The sequence below is a fragment of the Pedobacter ginsengiterrae genome (genome assembly GCF_039537385.1).
Classification (GTDB): Bacteria; Bacteroidota; Bacteroidia; order Sphingobacteriales; family Sphingobacteriaceae; genus Pedobacter; species Pedobacter ginsengiterrae.
In genome coordinates, this window is sequence record NZ_BAABAK010000015.1 from 472055 (window position 1) to 491205 (window position 19151).

General features: G+C 36.2%; 17 protein-coding genes. 12 read left to right on the forward strand and 5 right to left on the reverse strand.

The features are described 5' to 3' along the window. The first annotated feature begins 120 nt into the window (after positions 1-120). The 7 genes from ABD692_RS15145 to ABD692_RS15175 all read left to right on the forward strand — a co-directional run bounded on the left by ABD692_RS15145 (position 121) and on the right by ABD692_RS15175 (position 5119). On the forward strand, positions 121-657 hold the full coding sequence (locus ABD692_RS15145) for a heavy-metal-associated domain-containing protein (protein WP_316754872.1): 537 nt from the start codon (positions 121-123) through the stop codon (positions 655-657). Between the two features lie 3 nt (positions 658-660). Then, positions 661-1473, forward strand: coding sequence for a hypothetical protein (locus ABD692_RS15150; protein ID WP_316754871.1), 813 nt, complete (start codon positions 661-663; stop codon positions 1471-1473). An 8-nt stretch (positions 1474-1481) separates the two neighbouring features. Beyond that, positions 1482-1985, forward strand: coding sequence for a DUF3347 domain-containing protein (locus ABD692_RS15155; protein WP_316754869.1), 504 nt, complete (start codon positions 1482-1484; stop codon positions 1983-1985). Next, positions 1985-2545 carry a helix-turn-helix domain-containing protein gene (locus tag ABD692_RS15160; protein ID WP_316754867.1) on the forward strand — a complete coding sequence of 187 codons (561 nt, stop codon included), beginning with the start codon at positions 1985-1987 and terminating at the stop codon, positions 2543-2545. The genes ABD692_RS15155 and ABD692_RS15160 overlap by 1 nt, the downstream gene beginning before the upstream one ends. A 212-nt stretch (positions 2546-2757) precedes the next feature. Continuing rightward, positions 2758-3330 (forward strand): YceI family protein, encoded by a 573-nt coding sequence (locus ABD692_RS15165; protein ID WP_316754865.1) that lies wholly within the window; start codon positions 2758-2760, stop codon positions 3328-3330. An 85-nt stretch (positions 3331-3415) separates the two neighbouring features. After that, the gene (gene ygiD, locus ABD692_RS15170) at positions 3416-4240 is read left to right on the forward strand and encodes a 4,5-DOPA-extradiol-dioxygenase (protein ID WP_344768299.1); all 825 of its coding nucleotides are present in this window, start codon (positions 3416-3418) and stop codon (positions 4238-4240) included. A gap of 159 nt (positions 4241-4399) precedes the next feature. Beyond that, positions 4400-5119 carry a heavy-metal-associated domain-containing protein gene (locus ABD692_RS15175; protein WP_316754861.1) on the forward strand — a complete coding sequence of 240 codons (720 nt, stop codon included), beginning with the start codon at positions 4400-4402 and terminating at the stop codon, positions 5117-5119. Between the two features lie 177 nt (positions 5120-5296). Here the strand turns inward: ABD692_RS15175 and ABD692_RS15180 are convergent, their stop codons facing one another. After that, entirely contained in the window at positions 5297-5824 is a 528-nt protein-coding gene (locus ABD692_RS15180) for a YfiT family bacillithiol transferase (RefSeq protein ID WP_344768302.1), read from the reverse strand. Between the two features lie 122 nt (positions 5825-5946). Beyond that, positions 5947-7338 (reverse strand): aldehyde dehydrogenase family protein, encoded by a 1392-nt coding sequence (locus tag ABD692_RS15185; RefSeq protein ID WP_344768304.1) that lies wholly within the window; start codon positions 7336-7338, stop codon positions 5947-5949. Between the two features lie 111 nt (positions 7339-7449). Here ABD692_RS15185 and ABD692_RS15190 point away from each other — a divergent pair, with 111 nt between their 5' ends. The 5 genes from ABD692_RS15190 to ABD692_RS15210 all read left to right on the forward strand — a co-directional run bounded on the left by ABD692_RS15190 (position 7450) and on the right by ABD692_RS15210 (position 13345). Beyond that, positions 7450-8637 carry a hypothetical protein gene (locus tag ABD692_RS15190; RefSeq protein ID WP_344768306.1) on the forward strand — a complete coding sequence of 396 codons (1188 nt, stop codon included), beginning with the start codon at positions 7450-7452 and terminating at the stop codon, positions 8635-8637. A 258-nt stretch (positions 8638-8895) separates the two neighbouring features. After that, positions 8896-11283, forward strand: coding sequence for a S9 family peptidase (locus ABD692_RS15195; RefSeq protein ID WP_344768308.1), 2388 nt, complete (start codon positions 8896-8898; stop codon positions 11281-11283). An 858-nt stretch (positions 11284-12141) separates the two neighbouring features. After that, positions 12142-12774 (forward strand): peroxiredoxin, encoded by a 633-nt coding sequence (locus ABD692_RS15200; RefSeq protein ID WP_010599334.1) that lies wholly within the window; start codon positions 12142-12144, stop codon positions 12772-12774. Between the two features lie 14 nt (positions 12775-12788). Then, positions 12789-13097 (forward strand): thioredoxin family protein, encoded by a 309-nt coding sequence (locus tag ABD692_RS15205; RefSeq protein WP_344768310.1) that lies wholly within the window; start codon positions 12789-12791, stop codon positions 13095-13097. Further along, positions 13097-13345, forward strand: coding sequence for a DUF6952 family protein (locus ABD692_RS15210; RefSeq protein WP_344768312.1), 249 nt, complete (start codon positions 13097-13099; stop codon positions 13343-13345). The genes ABD692_RS15205 and ABD692_RS15210 overlap by 1 nt, the downstream gene beginning before the upstream one ends. Before the next feature lie 318 nt (positions 13346-13663). On the opposite strand, the gene ABD692_RS15215 is transcribed toward ABD692_RS15210, so the two are convergent. From ABD692_RS15215 to ABD692_RS15225, 3 genes are all read right to left on the reverse strand, one after another. Continuing rightward, the gene (locus tag ABD692_RS15215) at positions 13664-16249 is read right to left on the reverse strand and encodes a phosphoenolpyruvate carboxylase (RefSeq protein ID WP_316754846.1); all 2586 of its coding nucleotides are present in this window, start codon (positions 16247-16249) and stop codon (positions 13664-13666) included. Positions 16250-16511: 262 nt separating this feature from the next. Then, the gene (locus ABD692_RS15220) at positions 16512-18059 is read right to left on the reverse strand and encodes a DHA2 family efflux MFS transporter permease subunit (RefSeq protein ID WP_316754844.1); all 1548 of its coding nucleotides are present in this window, start codon (positions 18057-18059) and stop codon (positions 16512-16514) included. Between the two features lie 7 nt (positions 18060-18066). Then, positions 18067-19146, reverse strand: coding sequence for an HlyD family secretion protein (locus ABD692_RS15225; RefSeq protein WP_316754841.1), 1080 nt, complete (start codon positions 19144-19146; stop codon positions 18067-18069). Positions 19147-19151: the final 5 nt, after the last annotated feature.

The window sequence follows — 19151 nt, forward strand, 5'->3', positions numbered from 1 at the left end:
GATATTAACAAATCCGTCATGCTGTCCCGAACATTTACGATCAGCATCTCTATTGCTATTAAGGCTCTGAAATAAATTCAGAGTGACGATGGCGCAATGTTTATTCTAATTCAAAAAATCATGAAAACAATAAAAATATTAAGCATTATTATGCTTCTTTTTGCCGTAAAAGTTTCGGCTCAGCAAATCGCAACTGCAAATTTACAAGTAACTGGTTTAACTTGTTCGATGTGCTCAAACGCAACACAAAAATCCTTAGAAACATTAAGTTTTATTAATACCGTAAAGCCAGATTTAAATAAAAACATCTTTGTTTTAACTTTTAAAAATGGCGCTGATATCAATCTTGATTTAGTTCGTAAAAAAGTTCAGGATGCTGGTTTTTCTGTCGGCGGCTTAACTGCCGATTTCACCTTCAATCAGGTTAAAATTGATGATAAAGGCCAGGCGATTGTTGGCGGTAACGTTTATCGTTTCATAAACGCTAAAAACAAAACCTTAAACGGAACGGTAAAAGCTTCGGTTGTTGATAAAAATTTCATCTCGGGTTCTGCATTTAAAAAGCAATCCACTTCAGCTAATTCTGATGCTTACGCAAGCGGAACAGCCGTAGTAAACGGAAAAAAAACCCGTGTTTATCACTTAATTCTTTCTTAAAAAATGAGGCGGTTTTTAATTATTGCGCTAGTCTTTATTAGCGCAATCAATCATGCTTTTAGTCAAGAATTATACGTTTTTACAGAGCCAGCAAGTAATATGCCCACGAAATCAATTGGGGTTCGTTTAACCAATGAAGGCATGTTTAACAATCCTGGTTTTGTAAGCAGAACAATTCCTGAGGTGATGATCGGTTTCAATAAAAACTTAATGGCCCATGCGCAAGCTTTCCTGTCGGATATGGATGGAAAGTATCGCTTAGAGGGAGGAAGTTTGTACGCAAAGTATCGTTTTCTTTCTATCGATGAGCTTCAAAGCCACTTTAGAGCAGCAGCTTTTGGAAGAATCAGTACAAGCAAACGACCAACTTATACTCGGGATATTAACTTAGAAGGCGATAATAGTGGTGTGCAAGGTGGCTTTATTTTCACACAGCTTTTACACAAACTGGCTTTATCTGCCACTTTAGGCTATGCCCATTCGTTTAACGATTCCGAGAAACAAGTAACAGGTATGCCAAGGCCAAACAATATGCTTTCTTATAGCCTATCTTCTGGTTATTTGGTATTACCAGTTGTTTATAAAAACTATAAAGAACCGAATTTCAATCTCTATTTCGAAATGTTAGGCAAAACCGACCCAAGTACTGGCCAATCTTATTTAGATTTGGCTCCAGCAATCCAGGTTATTTTAAATAGTACCACCAGAATTGATTTGGGTTATCGTTTCCAGGCGACGGGGAATATGGCTAATCGCTATACCAAAAATATGTATCTGCTAAGGGCAGAATTTAACTTTTTTAATGTTTTAAAATAATATACAAGATGAAAAAAATTATGATAATGGTGGCTATAATTGCCATCGCAAGTACAAAATTAACATTTGCACAAAGTAAAACTGATGTAGCTTTTAATCAGTTATTAACTGCGTATTACGATGTAAAAAATGCTTTAGCTACAGATAAGAAAGATGTTGCAGCCCAAAAGGTAAAAGCATTATCAGCCAAAGTTGATGCAATTCCGCATAAAGATTTGCCAGCTGCACAACACACACTTTGGATGGCGCAATCTAAAATTATCAAAGCAAAAGCATCCGAATTAGCGGCAGGAAAAGACATCAAAGCACAAAGAAAATCTTTCGAAATGATTTCTTCTGCAATGATTAAAACAGTTAGAAACATCAAATTTAACAATGCAACAGTTTTCGTTCAGCATTGTCCAATGGCTAAAGCAAGCTGGTTAAACGAGAAAGAAAATGTCGAAAATCCATATTACGGAAGTATGATGTTTGATTGCGGTGATGTTACTGAAACCATAAAATCGAAATAATGAACCTGCATATCAAAAACATGGTATGCAACCGTTGCAAAATGGTGGTTAAAGCCGAGCTTGAAAAGCTTGGCTTTAACCCTATTTCGGTTGAACTTGGAACGGTTTCCATTAAAGAAAACATTTCTGCCGACGATAAAATTAGAATTAGCGAGCAGCTAAAATCATTTGGTTTTGAGCTTTTGGAAGATAAAAAAACTCAAATTGCCGAACAAATTAAAACCTCAATTATCGATTTGGTTCATTACTCTAAAGAACCATTAAAAATTAATCTTTCTGCTTACCTAAGCGTACAAATCAATCTGGAATATCCGCAACTGAGTGCTGTTTTCTCTGAAATTGAAAATCAAACTATTGAGAAATATTTCATTGCTCAAAAAATAGAGAAAGCAAAAGAAATGCTTACTTATGGCGAATTAACCCTAAGCGAGATTGCTTACCAACTTAATTACAGTAGTGTTGCGCATCTTTCTGCTCAATTTAAAAAAGTTTGCGGCTTAACTCCTTCCGCATATAAAACCCAAACTTCGGATAAAAGAAAGACACTGGATGAGATCTAAATCTAGCGCCATAATGCGAAACCATGTGCAATCAATGGGCTGCTAAAAATTAACGCCTTTTTTCTTATCATACATCAAGACTAAACCTTTCATTTTCAGCGTATTTTTGTTTAATTAAAAACTAGCAAAATATGAAACTTGAGGAAGTTATCGCCTGAAGATTATTTATTGACTTCCGAAAGCTTCATAGCAATTAAAACAAATTAAAAGTTATGAAAAAATTATTCCTATTTCTGATCGCTGCCTCAATCAGTGTAGCATCATTTGCACAAACAACCTGGAAAATCGATCCGATGCATTCATTTGTTAACTTCTCGGTTAAGCACATGGGCATCTCTTTTGTTGATGGTTCATTCAAAAAATTCGATGGTAATGTTGCTGCTTCAAAACCAGACTTAACTGATGCTAAAATCAATTTCACTGTTGAAGTAAATAGCATTACAACTGGTGTTGATATGAGAGATGGTCACTTAAAAACTGATGATTTCTTTAACGCAGAGAAATTTCCAACAATGAAATTTGAAAGTACATCATTCAAAAAATTAAGCGGAAACAATTATGAATTAAGTGGCAAATTAACCATTCGTGATGTAACTAAAGATGTAAAATTTGCGGTAGTTTATGGTGGTACGGCAAAAGATCAGCAAGGCAATACTAAGGCTGGTTTTGGCGCAACTACAACCATTAACCGTTTAGATTATAACATTAAATACGACCCAACTGGTGCTGGTGTTGCAAAAGATGTAACCATTAACTTGAACTTAGAATTTGTGCAAGCAAAATAACTAATATAGTAGTCCTGTCACATTGAGCTTGTGGAAATGCATATCAGTGCTTCGACAAGCTCAATGTGACAAAATTATCTCTACCATGCCAACATTATCTCAATTCAGAAACTTTACTCATGGCTTGCCCCAAACTGATTTAATGCCAACGCTTTTTATTGGTCATGGTTCGCCAATGAATGGTATCGAGCATAACGAGTTTAGTCAAAGCTGGGCCGATTTAGCAAAAAACATCCCTGTTCCAAAAGCCGTTCTAGTTGTTTCTGCACATTGGTACACCCACGGAACTTTTGTTACCGCAATGGATTTTCCATCAACTATTCATGATTTTGGCGGGTTCCCGCAGCAACTATTTGATGTTCAGTACCCAGCTCCTGGTGATGCTAAACTGGCGGCCGAAATTCCATCATTAATTCACTCTGTAAATGTTGGTTTAGATCACGATTGGGGTTTGGACCATGGCACCTGGACCGTTGTTAAACACATGTATCCTGATGCCAATATTCCTGTTCTTCAATTAAGTATTGATTATACAAAATCGCCCGAACAGCACTACGAAATTGCAAAAGAGATTTATGCGCTTCGCAAAAAAGGCGTTTTGGTAATTGGCAGTGGGAATATGGTGCACAACTTACGTATGTTAAGTTGGGAAATGATTAACGGTGGCGGTTACGATTGGGCAAATGAAATGAATGACAAATTCAAAAATTTAATTGCAAATGGCGATCATAAGCCTTTAATCGATTATCGAAATTTAGGAAGTGATGCAATGCTCGCGATCCCTACACCCGAGCATTACTTGCCTTTAATTTATACCTTAGGTTTAAAAAACGACAGAGAAGAGGTTTCTTTCTTTAATGATAAAGCCGTTGGCGGTTCGTTAACCATGACTTCGGTTTTAGTTGGGTAGCTATTTTTTTACCTGCAACTTCGATTATGTCATTCTGGGGCACGAAGAATCTGAAACCTATGCTTCGTGCATCAGATAGAAAAATTCTATAACATTTTATGATTATTCTGTAACGCGATTAGCCTGTTGTTAAGGTATTTTTGTATAAATATTTTTATTATGACACATACCTATCAACTTACTGGCATGACGTGCAGTAGTTGCGAAAATAAAGTAAAAAGCAATCTTTTGGTTTTACCTGATGTAACCGCTGTAGAAGTGTCGAAAGATGCAAATTCGGCGACCATTAGTATGGATAACCATATCGGTTTAAATGCTTTGCAACAAGCATTGGGCGGCCCTGAAAGTAAATATCAGATAACAGCGAACAACCATAGTGAATTGGCTGAAGAAACAAAATCATGGGCAACGACCTACAAACCAATTCTATTAATTTTCGGCTATGTTACAGCGATTTCGCTGTCGGTTTCATGGCAAAGTGGTGCTGTAAACTTCATGACTTTTATGCGTGTTTTTATGGCTGGATTTTTCTTAACGTTTTCTTTTTTCAAAATGTTGAATTTGAAGGCTTTTGCCGAAAGTTATGCGATGTATGATATCGTAGCCAAAAAATTCAGTGCATGGGGTTACATTTATGCTTTCATTGAACTTGGCCTCGGGCTAAGTTTTGCATTAAATTTATCGCCTGTCGTAGTAAACTGGGTAACATTAATTGTAATGACAGTTAGTATTCTTGGCGTTCTGGAAAGCGTTTTAAACAAGAAAAAAATTCAATGTGCTTGCTTGGGTGCTGTTTTTAACTTGCCTATGAGTACCGTTACCATTGTTGAAGATGCAATTATGATTGCGATGAGTGCAGCGATGCTAATTTTGATGTAGCAAAACAAAGCGTAGCCTCTATTTACCATTTCGTCGCAATTATTAAAGGTTTAATTAAGGTTTTATTCGGATTCTAGAACCGAGATAGTACCGAGTTAAACCTGGGTAATAACCGAACTATCCCTGATTTAGAATTAAGTGTTTACCAGGAATTCTATTGACGAAAGAAGAACAAGTTTAGCCTTTTGAAATGGTATTAATAATATGTGCCAGATGGTGTTTTCCATGCCATGCATAAGTGCCCAACATATTTGCCAAAGTAAATTGTTTTCCGTGTTCGGGATGTGTGTATTGCCTTTGAAAATCCTCTATGTTTAAGGTTTTAAGAAACGTAACCCAACGGTGATGCAAAGCGACTAATAAAGCAATAGACATGTCTATTTCTGCATGCTTTGCTTCTTCTGTTTCGGCCCAACGCTCTTCGTAATAAGGCCTGATGATTGGAAGATCTTCAGTTATGGCTTGCTTAAAGCGGATATAAGCATTCATGTGGCTATCGGGGATATGATGAACAACTTGTCTTAATGTCCAGCCATCTGGGCGATAAACTTGATTAAGTTCTTCGTCACTTAAATTCTCGGTAGCCATTTTAATTTGATTTGGTAAAGCTTCAATTTCCGAAATCCAGATTGTGGCTTGCTTTTCGTCAAATATTTCAGGCATTACAAATTTCCCGATTGGGTATTTAAGTTGTTCTAAATCCATGAAAGCAAAATAAGGATTTAAATAGAATTATTTTTGCCACGGAAGCACTGAAATCACAGAAAATAATCAACCTTATTCCGCATCAATCTGTGTTTCCGTGGCAAGCTTTTAACTTTCATTAATCATAGTAGCTTTTTCAACCATTTTAACAGCCCCATATTATATGGTGGATAAATCATTTTCGTCATGCCGAACTTGGATTGAAAAACGACAGCTCGCTCATGTGAAAAGTTTTTAAAGCCGAAAATTCCGTGGCAACTTCCCATTCCACTACTGTTTACGCCACCAAATGGCAAATTTGGATTACTAATATGAACCAAAACATCGTTTACACAAGTTCCGCCTGAACTGGTTTCTTTAATAATTTTAGCTTGATTTTTAACATTATCAGAGAAAATATATAGCGCCAATGGTTTATCTTTTTTGTTTATTAAATCGATGGCTTGTTGTATGGTTTTATAGGTAACGATCGGTAAAATCGGACCAAAAATTTCTTCCTGCATAATGTCGTTTTCGGCATTTACTGAAGTTAAAACCGTTGGGTTTATGGTTAAAGTTCTTTCATTAATTTCTCCACCAAATTCTAATTGCGCACCATCTTTCATTGCTTTTTTAATCAGTTCACCCAATCTTGCAAACTGCTTTTCATTAATGATTTTACCGTAAACAGATTCATTTATTTCATCTCCGTTGAAGAACATTTTTTTCACCGCAGCTTTATAATGTCCTACAAATACTGCTTCTAGCTTTTCATCAATTAAAACATAATCGGGTGCTATACAGGTTTGTCCTGCGTTAACCAATTTTCCCCAGGCAATCTTTTCTGCTGCCTTTTTTAAATCACAAGAATCATCAACTATTGCTGGAGATTTCCCTCCCAATTCCAATGTTACCGAAGTAAGATTTTTTGCCGCAGCAGCCATTACAATTTTTCCAATTGCTGTACTTCCAGTAAAAAAAATATGGTCGAATGGAAGTTTTAATAATGCAGTTGATGTTTCGGCATCACCCTCAAAACAAGCAATTTCCTTTTCATCGAAAGTTTTAGAGATGATTTGATTGATAATTGCCGCAGTATTTGGGCTTAACTCTGAGGGCTTTAACATTACACAATTTCCAGCAGCAATCGCAGATATTAACGGGCTCATCACAAGTTGAAACGGATAATTCCACGGAGCGATAATTAAACAAACACCCTTCGGTTCGTAATAGATTTTATTGCCAGCAAAAAGGTTACTCATTGTTTTGCTAACCGATCTTGGTTTCATCCAACCGTTTAGTTTTTTTATCGCATGGTCTATTTCTGCATAGGTAAAAAACAATTCGGTTACGGCTGTTTCAAATCTACTTTTACGTAAATCTTTTTCTAAAGCATTATATATTTCTTCTTCAGCAGTTTCAAAAGCTTGCTTAAGTTTTTTGAGTTTGGCAATTCGCGTTTTTGCGTCAGTTTTACGTAACTCAAATTTGTGCTGCTGTTGTAAATCGAAAACAGATTTTATTTTTTCTTCCATATTAGTCACAATCGACATCACCGAGTTTATCCTTAAATTTAGTTAAAATCAATTCATTTTATCAAAAACTCATCCATTTAAAGCATATTGCAAATAATTTAAATATTAGCAATGAAGAAATTGTTTTTTGTTTTAGCATTACTAATCCCTGTGGTTATTTATGCGCAAACCATTAAAACAGATGTTTTAGTTTTAGGCAACTCAAATGCTGCTTTTGCTGCAGGCGTTCAGGCTTCAGAATCTGGCGTAAACGCTATAATTTTAACACAAAGTGATGGTTTCAAACTAGGAGATTATAGAAATTTTCCTGAAAATGGTGTTACCAAAGCATTTGAAAAAAGAGCAAGGAAATCTTTAAAACTTGCGGATACTGTGGCGATACCTGAAATGAATTATCAGATATTAAATGCAATTATCAAAACCTGGTCTGATAGCTCGAAATTATTTGATGTGATTAACAATGCATCGTATTACGAAATTAAACGTTCGGGAAGTGGCTGGGAGGCAAAACTCACTAAAGATAAAAGTATAAAAGCAAAGGTTTTAATCGTTACTGATCATGCTGATAGAATTTTAAGCGCACTAAAAATTCCTAGTCTAAAAATAGCCGAAACGAGCACAATAAATTATTCTGAAAACGTATATCGAACCACAATTGGAGGCTTACAAAGAACTTCAAATTTTCTTTCGTTATACAATCTGTTAATTCCAGATCAGGAAAATATATTATACATCGGGGCGGATAGTTTTGAAATTGGTCAGGCGGCTGGAGCTACCGCTGCATATGGAGCTTTTTATAAAACTAAAACCAGTTTATCTAACTTAAAAAGAATTCAAGGAGAACTTTTGGCTTATAAACTTTCTTTAATGCCTTTTGAAGATGTAAAAGTTATCGATTCTAATTGGTTGGCTATACAAAAAGTTGGTATTACTGGCATATTAAAGGCCGATATTAAAGATGGAAAATTATTTTTCAATCCTGAAAAGGAAGTAGCCTACAATGAAATTAAACAACCGATAAAAGACTATTACTACAAGGCGCAAATCTGGTTTGATGATCATCATAATATTCCTATAAATTTAGAAAATACCATTTCGATGGTTAGTTATGTTGGAAATAAAGCTGTTGATGCTACAAAAACTGAAATAGAGAAAAAGTGGAATAAGAACTATAAATTTTCTTCCAAATACGACTTAAAAAAGGTTTTAACACGGAGAGAATTTTCGGCAATCATCAATGAGTATTTAAAGCCATTCGATGTTGTAAATGTAGATAGAACTGGAAGGGTGATTCGATAGCCTATCTGCTATTTTTGCCACGGAAACACGGAAGACACTAAAAAAATGTCAATACTATTCCGTGTAAATCTGTGTTTCCTTGGCAACGCTTTAACATTAGATGTTTTAACATTTCCATTTCCTTATAAATTCTCAATCCTATTCCGTGTAAATCTGTGGTTCCGTGGCAACTCTTTAATGTAAGATGTTGTAACATTTCCATTTCCTTGTAGTTTTAGCCTCTTCATTCTCTAAATTGCAGCATCCAAACAAAAATTCATGAAGAAATATTTACTTTTCCTTTTGCTTTGCACTGGTGAATACACTTTTGCACAACAAATTGCTCCATTAACTGTAGAAAAAATAATGCGAGACCCAAAATGGATGGGAATTGCACCCACAAATTTCCGTTGGACAGCAGATAGCAAGACGCTTTATTTCAATTGGAACCCAGAAAATAAAGCTAAAGAAGAACTCTTTAAAATTACGCCATCAGCTATAAAACCAATTAAGGCTGTTGACAAAGAGGATGAAAAGCTTTTAAGCTTAAATTACACTTACAATAAAGACAATTCGCTTGGTTTGGTTGAGAAAAGTGGGGACATCTATCTTCAGAATTTTAAAACCAAAAAAGAAACTCGCCTAACCAATACCATGGAGCGAGAAAGCAGTCCTGTTTTTTTAACCAACGGAAATATCGTTTACCAATTAGGCGATAATCTTTTCGAAATCAACTTACAATCTGCTGAAACCAAGCAAGTAACCAATTTCGTTAAGGGTAAAAAAGCTGGAAGAGCAGAATCTAAACCCGCAACCGAACAAGATAAATGGTTGAGAGGGGAGCAAACTGCACTATTCGATATTATTAAAAAAAGAAATGCTGAAACACGCAGCGGTGGTGCTCGTGGAGGAAGAGGTCGTTTCGGTGGTTTCTCTGCCGATACTAAATCTTTGAAAGAGCTTTACACTGAAGATAAGTTTTTAAACGGTGTTGTTATTAGTCCAGATGGGCATTACATTACTTATAAATTAACCACGCCAGCACAAAACAACCACAATACCATTGTACCCAATTACGTAACGTCATCTGGCTATACCGAAGATATTCCTGGCAGAACCAAGGTTGGCGAAAACGAAAATACTTCTCAAGGATTTATTTACGATACGCAGAAAGATTCTGTTTATGCAATTCAAACTGCAACCATAACGGGCATCAAAGATTTACCCGATTATTTAAAGGATTATCCTAAAGAATTAGATACGCTTAAAAAGAAAAATGCCGATAGACCTGTTAATTTCTTTGGCCCAGCATGGAATGAAAGCGGATCTGCAGCAATTGTAATTGCAACTTCGTTGGATAACAAAGACCGTTGGATTTTAAAATTAGATGCCGCAACAGGCAAATTTTCTTTGTTAGATCGCCAACGTGATGAGGCTTGGATTGGTGGACCTGGCATTAGCGGATTTTTCCAGGGAAGTACAGGTTGGATCGATAATAATCGCTATTATTATCAAAGCGAAGCAACTGGATATTCGCATTTATATGTAACTAATATTTTAACGGGAGATAAAAAACAACTGACTTCTGGAAAATGGGAAGTTCAATCTGTTACCTTATCAAAAGATAAAAGCACATTTTACATTAAGGCTAATAAAGAACATCCAGGGATTACCAATTTCTTTAAAATTAGTGTAAATGGTGGCGAGCTTGCGCAAATTACCACTATGAAAGGCTTAAACGATATTACCCTTTCTCCTGATGAAAAATATATCGCTATCAATTATTCTTACATGAATAAACCTGGTGAGTTATACATTCAAGCTAATAAAATTGGCGCTAAAGCTGTAAAAATTACGGAGTCTACTTCAGCTGAATTTAATTCTTACAAATGGCGTGAACCCGATATGGTTTCTTTCAAAAACCGTTATGGTGCTGATGTTTATGCAAGGGTTTATAAATCTGAAAATCCTAACCCTAATCATCCAGCCGTAGTTTTTGTTCACGGTGCGGGTTATTTGCAGAATGTTCACTTTGGTTGGAGCACTTACTTCCGCGAGTTTATGTTTAATAATTTATTGGCTGATAATGGCTATACCGTTATTGATATTGATTATACTGGAAGTTCGGGTTATGGCCGCGATCATAGAACGGGAATTTACCGCCATATGGGCGGCAAAGATTTAACAGACCAGGTAGATGGGGTTAAATTTTTAGTTGAAAAATATGATGTTAATCCTAAACATGTAGGTTTGTATGGCGGTTCATACGGTGGTTTTATCACGCTAATGGCGATGTTTAACGAATCGGATGTTTTTGCAAGCGGTGCTGCTTTGCGTTCGGTTACCGATTGGGCGCATTACAATCACGGCTATACTTCGAATATTTTGAATGAACCTTTTAACGATCCGATTGCTTACAAAAGAAGCTCTCCCATTTACTTTGCCGATAAGTTGAAAGGGAATTTATTAATGGCGCATGGAATGGTTGATGTGAACGTTCATTTTCAGGATATTGTTCGTATTTCTCAGCGGTTTATTGAGCTTGGTAAAAACAATTGGGAACTTGCTGTTTACCCAGTTGAAGATCATGGTTTTATAGAGCCAAGCAGCTGGACTGATGAATATAAACGAATATTTAAATTGTATGAAAATACATTGAAGAAATAGAATTTAGAAATCCCTCTTAATGAAAATTAAGGGGGATTTTTTTTCCGTCGGCTGAAGCACGACGGCAATGAAATAACGCCCAGCAGTTAATCTTGTAAATTTATCTATGGAACAATGCTGTGTAATTCTTTGCTGTTGGTTTCAACCAATGGAATAAAATATTTTTCTTATTGGCTTTAGTCGAACGATGAAATAAAAACAAAACTTTACAAACTGCCTCAAATGTCATTAACATAAGCAAAAATATTGTCAGTCTGAGCGTAGGCGAAGACGAGTTCGATGCTTGAAAACAAAAAATAATCTGTCCTTCGACTACGCTCAGCATGACAATTCTTTTTTGTTTTACCTTAAGTTCCATCGGTTGAAGCACGACGGCAATGAAAATATCATCCAGCAGTTAATCATGTAAAGGTATCTATGGAACAATGCTGTGCAATTCTTTGCCGTTGGTTTCAACCAACGGAATAAAATGTTTTTCTTATTGGCTTTAGCCGAATGGGCAACTCGTATTTAAAACCAGCCAAAGAATTACAGACATCAATTACATAAACCCGATAGCAGTGAAAATACTTTTTGTTGTACAAATAAAATAGATGGTCACGTCGTTACTCCTCGCAATGACGACAATAGAGTACAACAGAAACAAAAAGATTGCAACGAATAGCGGGCCTGTACTCCGCCAAAACCACCATCCTTTCGTTTACAAATAATTAAATAGCGAAATTTTATACTTTATTTAATGATTATAGTTTTTAACTATATCGCTATCAATAAATACGATTAACTATTAATGAATCTGGGTTGATTGAGAGTTCTTTTCGCCGTATCTTTGTGGCACAAAATTAAAGACAAAAAATTATGGCAATAGTAGGTAAAAAATTCCCGAGTGTTAGTATTGATGCAATGTCAGACATGGGCGATGACTTGAAAATCAACGTATTTGAAGAAGCTGTTAGTAAAAACAAAAAAGTTATTTTATTCTGGTATCCAAAAGATTTTACTTTCGTTTGTCCTACAGAATTACATGCTTTTCAAGCTGCTTTACCTGAGTTTGAACAAAGAAATACAATTGTAATTGGTGCATCTTGCGATACGAACGAAGTTCACTTTGCTTGGTTGAATACACCGAAAGATAATGGTGGTATTGAGGGTGTTACTTATCCGATTTTAGCTGATACGCACAGACAATTATCTGGTATTTTAGATATTTTAGATCAAGAAGTTAATTACGATGAAGAAGGAAATGAATCATTCTCTGGTTCGAATGTTTCTTTCAGAGCGACTTATTTAATTGACGAAACTGGTAAGGTTTTCCACGAAAGTGTTAATGATATGCCTGTTGGCAGAAACGTTAAAGAATATTTACGTTTAATCGATGCTTATGCTCACGTTCAAAAACATGGCGAAGTTTGCCCTGCAAACTGGGAAGAAGGAAAAGAAGCAATGAACGCAAACAGAACTGGTGTTGCTGAATATTTAGCTGCTAACTAATTAAATAAAACATTATGTTTTTAGAATTAACAGAAGATAATCTTCAAGAGTATTTGGCCGATAACCCGAAAGTTATGGTTCAGTATGCTGCATCTTGGTGCGGTAACTGTAGAATCATGAAACCAAAGTTTAAAAAACTGGCTGCTGAAAATGAAGATGTAGCTTTCTTAATTGTTGATGCTGAGAAACTTCCAAACTCACGTAAATTTGCAAATGTTGATAATTTACCAACTTTTGCAGCTTTTGAAGGTGGTGCTTTGGTAGATCAGGTTCAAACCAACAAAGCAGAAGGTTTAATTGAACTTTTTAACAAGATAAAATAATGAAGATTCCCGTTATAAGACAGTTATTTCAAAACAGTACTCCTGCTCAACTGGAGACAACTTTAGAGGTTTTAGAGGCTTTCTGCGAATTCAGAGGCGTTAGCGAACACGAAGTTGATGTTGCTGGCGAAATGATTACCAATATTTGTGGTGCACTTGAAGTACATCAAATGGTAAGCGATGGTGCTGCTGAAAAAGATGCGCTTAACGCTTTCGGTCAAAAAGTAATGGGTTCGATTGATCGATAATTTCTTCAATCAGAATCTTTGAAATATAACCCTTTGCAGATTTGCAAAGGGTTTTTTGTTTTTAGGCGTCTCGTGTTGGCAACGGAAACAGCCAACACGTCATTGCAAGGCACGAAGCAATCCTACAACGGTAGCTGCTAAGCCCATCTCATTAAGATTGCTTCGTGCCTCTCAATGACGACCGTTGTGGTCAAATGCTAAAATAAGCCATATCAACTATCCGTTGTCATCCTGAGCTTGTCGAAGGACTTTTTCAAATTGTACATAAAGCGTTTCGACAAGCTCAACGTGCCAAATTGAGTAATTAAACAACGATACTTAAGCCAAATTTCTACCAGCGTTCACAATACCGAAAACCGTTCTAACGGCAAGTTTCTCTAAAGCGCTTTGATCTTTTTCATTTTGATCATGTTGCAACTTTTCTAAAGCAAAATGCTGAATTAACACTAATGGTAGTATAATTTTCTCGCGGGTAGCTATCGATTTTTTATCTACAGGATAGTTCGCCATTAAAGTTTCTTGTCCAGATAGTTTTAAAAGCATCTCCTTAGCTAACTTATATTCATTGTGTAGTTGAGTCCAAAATGCACCAAACTCTTTATCAGCCGCTAAATGTGCTGTTATTGTAAAATCCGATTTACTCATACTCATCATACAATTATCTACGATGGTTTTTAAGTAGTCAGAATCTTGATAGACCTTTACAACTTTATCCCAATTGCCTGCCTTCTCTTGATTTTTCATTGCAGTGCCCATTCCATAAAAGCCTGGTACGTTTTGCTTTAACATACTCCATGCAGTTACGAAACTAATTGCTCTTAAATCTTCAAGCTTCATTTCGCCACCACCATTTCTTTTCACTGGTCGGCTACTAATATTCGCTTGCGATAACAATTTCAATGGAGAAAGTTTCTCTAAATAACTTACAAACAATGGATGTTCACGTAAATCGACGAAAGCTTTGTAGGCGTCTTCAGCCATTTCATCGAGCAAAGATTTATTTTCAGGATCTAAAAGTACATTGTGCTTTTCTTTCAAACCTGATGAAATTCCTGCGTTAATTAATTGCTCTATGTTAAACTCTGCACTTTCTACCGATCCATATTGCGAACTTATGGTTTGCCCCTGAACAGTTAGCTGCATATTTTTGTTGGCAATTTCTTTACCCATTGATGCATAGAAACGATGTGTTTTTCCTCCACCACGAGCTGGTGGCCCGCCACGACCATCGAAAAATGCCAATTGAATATTATGTTTTTTAGCAATTGCAGATAAACTAGTTTTCCCGTTGAATATAGACCAATTGGCCATCAAATAACCGCCATCTTTGGTACTATCAGAATAACCGAGCATAATGTCTTGTTTATTACCTCTGCTAGCCAGATGTGTTTTATAGAAGGGATTACTGTATAAAGTATCCATGATATCAGCAGCGCCCTTTAAGTCGTTTACCGTTTCGAAAAGCGGCACAAAATCGATTGTTAGTGCATCTTTACTCCAGCCATTCCAAAGAAATAGTTCGATTAACTGCAAAATGTCGCTTGCTTGCTGGCAATTACTGATAATAAACCTATGACAAGCTTTTTCGCCATTTCTATTTTGAATACCTTTTATTTCTTTAATGGTTTGGATGGTATCCTCAATTAGCGCATCTGGCTCTGAAGCATAAACAACTGATGCTTCTTTAAATGAAATTAATTTCAGTTTTTCGGCCTCTGAGAGTTTATCGTAATCAGCAGGATAAAGTGAAGAAATTGGTTTATTCTGGCGGCAGTAAGCATGCACACTTCTCAATACTCGGCTATCCTGGCGAATATCCAAAGAGGCAAAATAATTGCCGTATAAATCTATTTTCCTGATTAAGTCGTTAACCAAATCAACAAACAAACCATCGTGCTCTTGTAAAAGCGTATCCTTAATTTTATTTAGATTTTCTCTTAAAAAGTCAGAAATATCTTCTTCTTCGCAAGTCTGATCGAAAGCATTTTTGTATAGTACATCATGTAAAATAGCAATGTTTTCTTCCACACCCCTAAAAGTAATACGACGTTTAATAACTCTAAAATCGCGGTAGTAACAACGGAACAAAATTTGGCGCAGCATTTTAGAAACTTCTAAAGTAGTATCGGCATGAATATTTGGATTTCCGTCTCTATCGCCTCCTGGCCAAAAACCTAGCTCCAATATCTTTTTCGTTTCTAAATTATATTCATCTAAATTCTGGTCGATCTCTTCCTGAATATTTGCCGCAGCAAAATAAAAAGTGTTCTCTAAAAACCAGGCTAAATTTAATGCCTCATCAACAGGTGTTGGCGATTTTTTATTGAAAAACGGCGTTTTGCCCAGTTGTTGCAATAAAGAGTTCATCGCGGTAATATTATTATCGCGAATGGCCTGCGTTAAATCGGTAATAATGGCTAAAACATTGCCCGGATAAAATTGGGTAGGATGAGCGGTTAAAACTAAACGTAGTGATAATTCATCAATCAAGTTTTCAATCTTTGAAAGCATTGGCTTATTATCTGCGTTCTTTTTTAATATAAACGCAAGCGTACTTTGCTCATCAGTAGTGTTTAATTTGGTAAAAGAAGCATCTTCAACGGCATCAAAAAGCACAACCTGACGCTCTATGTATTGAATGAAGCGGAAGAGCAAATCGATAATATCCTTACGCTCTGTATAACTTGTGTATTTCGCAAAAAACTCTTCTATAATTTGAGCTGGCTTTTCGCCGTTGGCGATCCCTTCTTCGCAGCTTTTAAAAAATAATGGCAACAATGTTCCAGTATCTTTAATTTTGTAAAAAGGCAGTGTTAAAAAAAGGCTGTTAAAGAGTTCAAATTTCGAGATAACCTCGTTGTTAAAAATAGATTCACGCTGTGTGGTCAAACGGAGTTTAGGCATGGCTTAAGCAATAGTTTTGTATATTGTAATACTACAAAAAATGCGTAAGGTATTAAAATTCTAAGGCTTACAATTTGGAAAATTGTAGAATAAATTTTAATTTTAGAATCTTATTTGGCTACTTGGTAGTTAAGTAAGAACATTTGCAATGTTTAAGGGCATTGCATTGATTGTTAATTTTTTGGGTTAAAACAGCCGATGTAATAAAATACACCGGCTGTTTTTATTTTATGGCATTATTTAAGCCAATTTGTTGCCAATATTAATGCGCATCGGTAACAATATTTGCATTTTTCTTAAATTTCTGAAGATAAAGAAGTGGGATTGAAAATAACATAATCAATCCAGCTACCCAATAGGCATCATTGTAAGTAAGCAACATAGTTTGTTTAATTACCGAGCCTTCTATAGCTTTCATAGCCATTAACTTTGCATCCACAAACGATGTGCCTTTGGCCATAAAAGTATGAACCAAGCCATTTAACTTTTGAGTAAAAGCGGGATTATATTCATTTATGTTGGTTAATAAATTACTTCTATGAAAACCTGCACGAACATGGATTAGCGTAGTTAAAGCAGCAATTCCGAAAGAACCTCCTAACTGTCTGCTCATGTTGTTTAATCCTGATCCTTGTCCAATTTCTGGGCCGCTCAAATCTTGCATTGCTAATGTAGTTAATGGTACAAATAGCAAAGCCATTCCGAATCCTCTAATCACTAATGGCCAGAAGAAATCTCCAGTACCAGAAGCTAATGTTGATTTACTTAACATCCAGCAGAAAACAAAGAATAAAAACATTCCTCCTGTTGCCATAAACTGTGCTGGCACGCCTTTTTTAAGCATAATACCAATAAAAGGCATCATAGAAATGGTACAAATTCCACCTGCAATAAAGAGCTTTCCTGTTTGTAAAGGTGTAAATCCTAAGAGGTTTTGTGCAAAAACAGGGAACACAAATACAGAGCCATACAATCCAAAGCCTAAAATAAAGGAAGTAAACATCCCAATAGAAAAGCTTCGCTTTTTCATAATCCGAAGATTAACGATGGGGTGATCGGTGCTCGTTTCTCTCCAAATAAATAACAGCAAACCAAAAACAGATGCTACTGCTAATGCAACGATATATGGTGTAGAGAACCAATCTTCGCTTTCTCCTTTTTCTAATAGAGTTTGTAAACTTCCAACCGCGACAGCCAATAAACCAATTCCCCACCAATCGACGGGTTTACCTTGCCCATCCTTGGGCGTCTCTCGAATAAAGGTTATGGTACAATACGCGGCGAGTATCCCGACGGGAATATTTACGTAAAAAATCCAAGGCCAATCTGATATCTCTAAAATATAACCTCCAATTGTTGGACCAATAGTTGGACCAACTACGGCACCTAAGCCAAATAGAGCTGTTGCAATACCAACATCTTCTCGCGGCCAGGTTTCAATTAAAATAGCTTGCGCTGTTGATATTAAACCACCACCTGCTAAACCTTGAATAATCCTGAATAAAATTAGTTCGTTTAGTGATGTTGCGTTACCACACAAAAATGAAACAAGTGTAAAAACGATGATGGAGGTTAAGAAATAATTTTTACGCCCGAAACGGCTACCCAACCAGCCCGACATAGGCAGGATGATCACGTTCGCAACGGCGTAGCCAGTAGATAACCAGGCCACATCCTCGAGGGTTGCGCCCAGGTTTCCCTGTATTTGAGGAATTGCTACGTTTACAATAGTTGTATCAATAAGCTCCAAAAGAGAAGCTGTGATAACCGTAAACGTAATAATCCACTTTTTTAAACCTACTTCGGCCATTATATTATTATTTAATAGAAACTGAAGCTTTAACGCTCATTCCTGGACGTAATTTGGCTAACATTTCTTTTGATGGATGAATTTTGATTTTTACTGGAATACGTTGAACAACTTTTACGAAGTTACCTGTAGCATTATCTGGTGGCAATAAAGAGCCTTTTGCGCCAGTAATTGGCGAGAAATTGTAAACTTCACCTTGAATTTTTTCATCAGGATAAGCATCAACTTCGATTTCTACTTTTGAACCAGTTTTAATTTTCTCTAATTGAGTTTCTTTGAAGTTTGCAGTAACATAAATACTTCCATCGTTAACTACCGAGAATAAAGACTGACCAGCTTGAACCAATTGGCCTTTTTGAACATTCTTTTTAGAAACGATACCCGTTGTTGGGGCTTTAATATCTGTATATGATAATTGAAGTTGAGCAAAATCGATATCACTTTGGCGTTGGCTAATCACATTGCTACTAACCGCTAATTGCGACTGAGTTGTACCAACCTGTTTAACCGCTGCATTGTATTGGTCTTGCGCTGCTTGATAAGCTGCTACCGCCGATTGTTTTGCTGCTTCAGCAGATTCTTTATTTGCTTTTGCCTGGTCGAAAGCTTGTTGTGTTATCGAACCATCTTTTACCAAGTTTTCGTAACGGTTATAATCTTTCTGTGCTAAATTAACTTTAACATTTGCAGCTTGCACATTTGATTTTGCAGCCTCAACATTTGCTTTAGCGGTACTTGTATTGGCTTGCGTTGCCGCAATTTGAGAGTTTGCAACACCAACACCTGCACTTGCACCTTTCTGGCCAGATTGCGCCTGCTCTAATTTCACTTTGTAATCATTATCATCAAGCTTAACTAAAATCTGACCTTCGGTTACACGAGTGTTTTCTTCAAAATTAATATCCTTTACGTAACCACCAACACGAGCTATAACAGGGCTAATGTCGCCATCAATCTGTGCATCATCCGTATCTACGTGCTTGCTAAAATAATTCCACTCTGTGATACCGAAAACGATACCTATTATAAGTAAAACACCCAAAATGATAGGTACTACTTTGCTCTTCTTTTTATTTTCAGTTGTCATTGCTG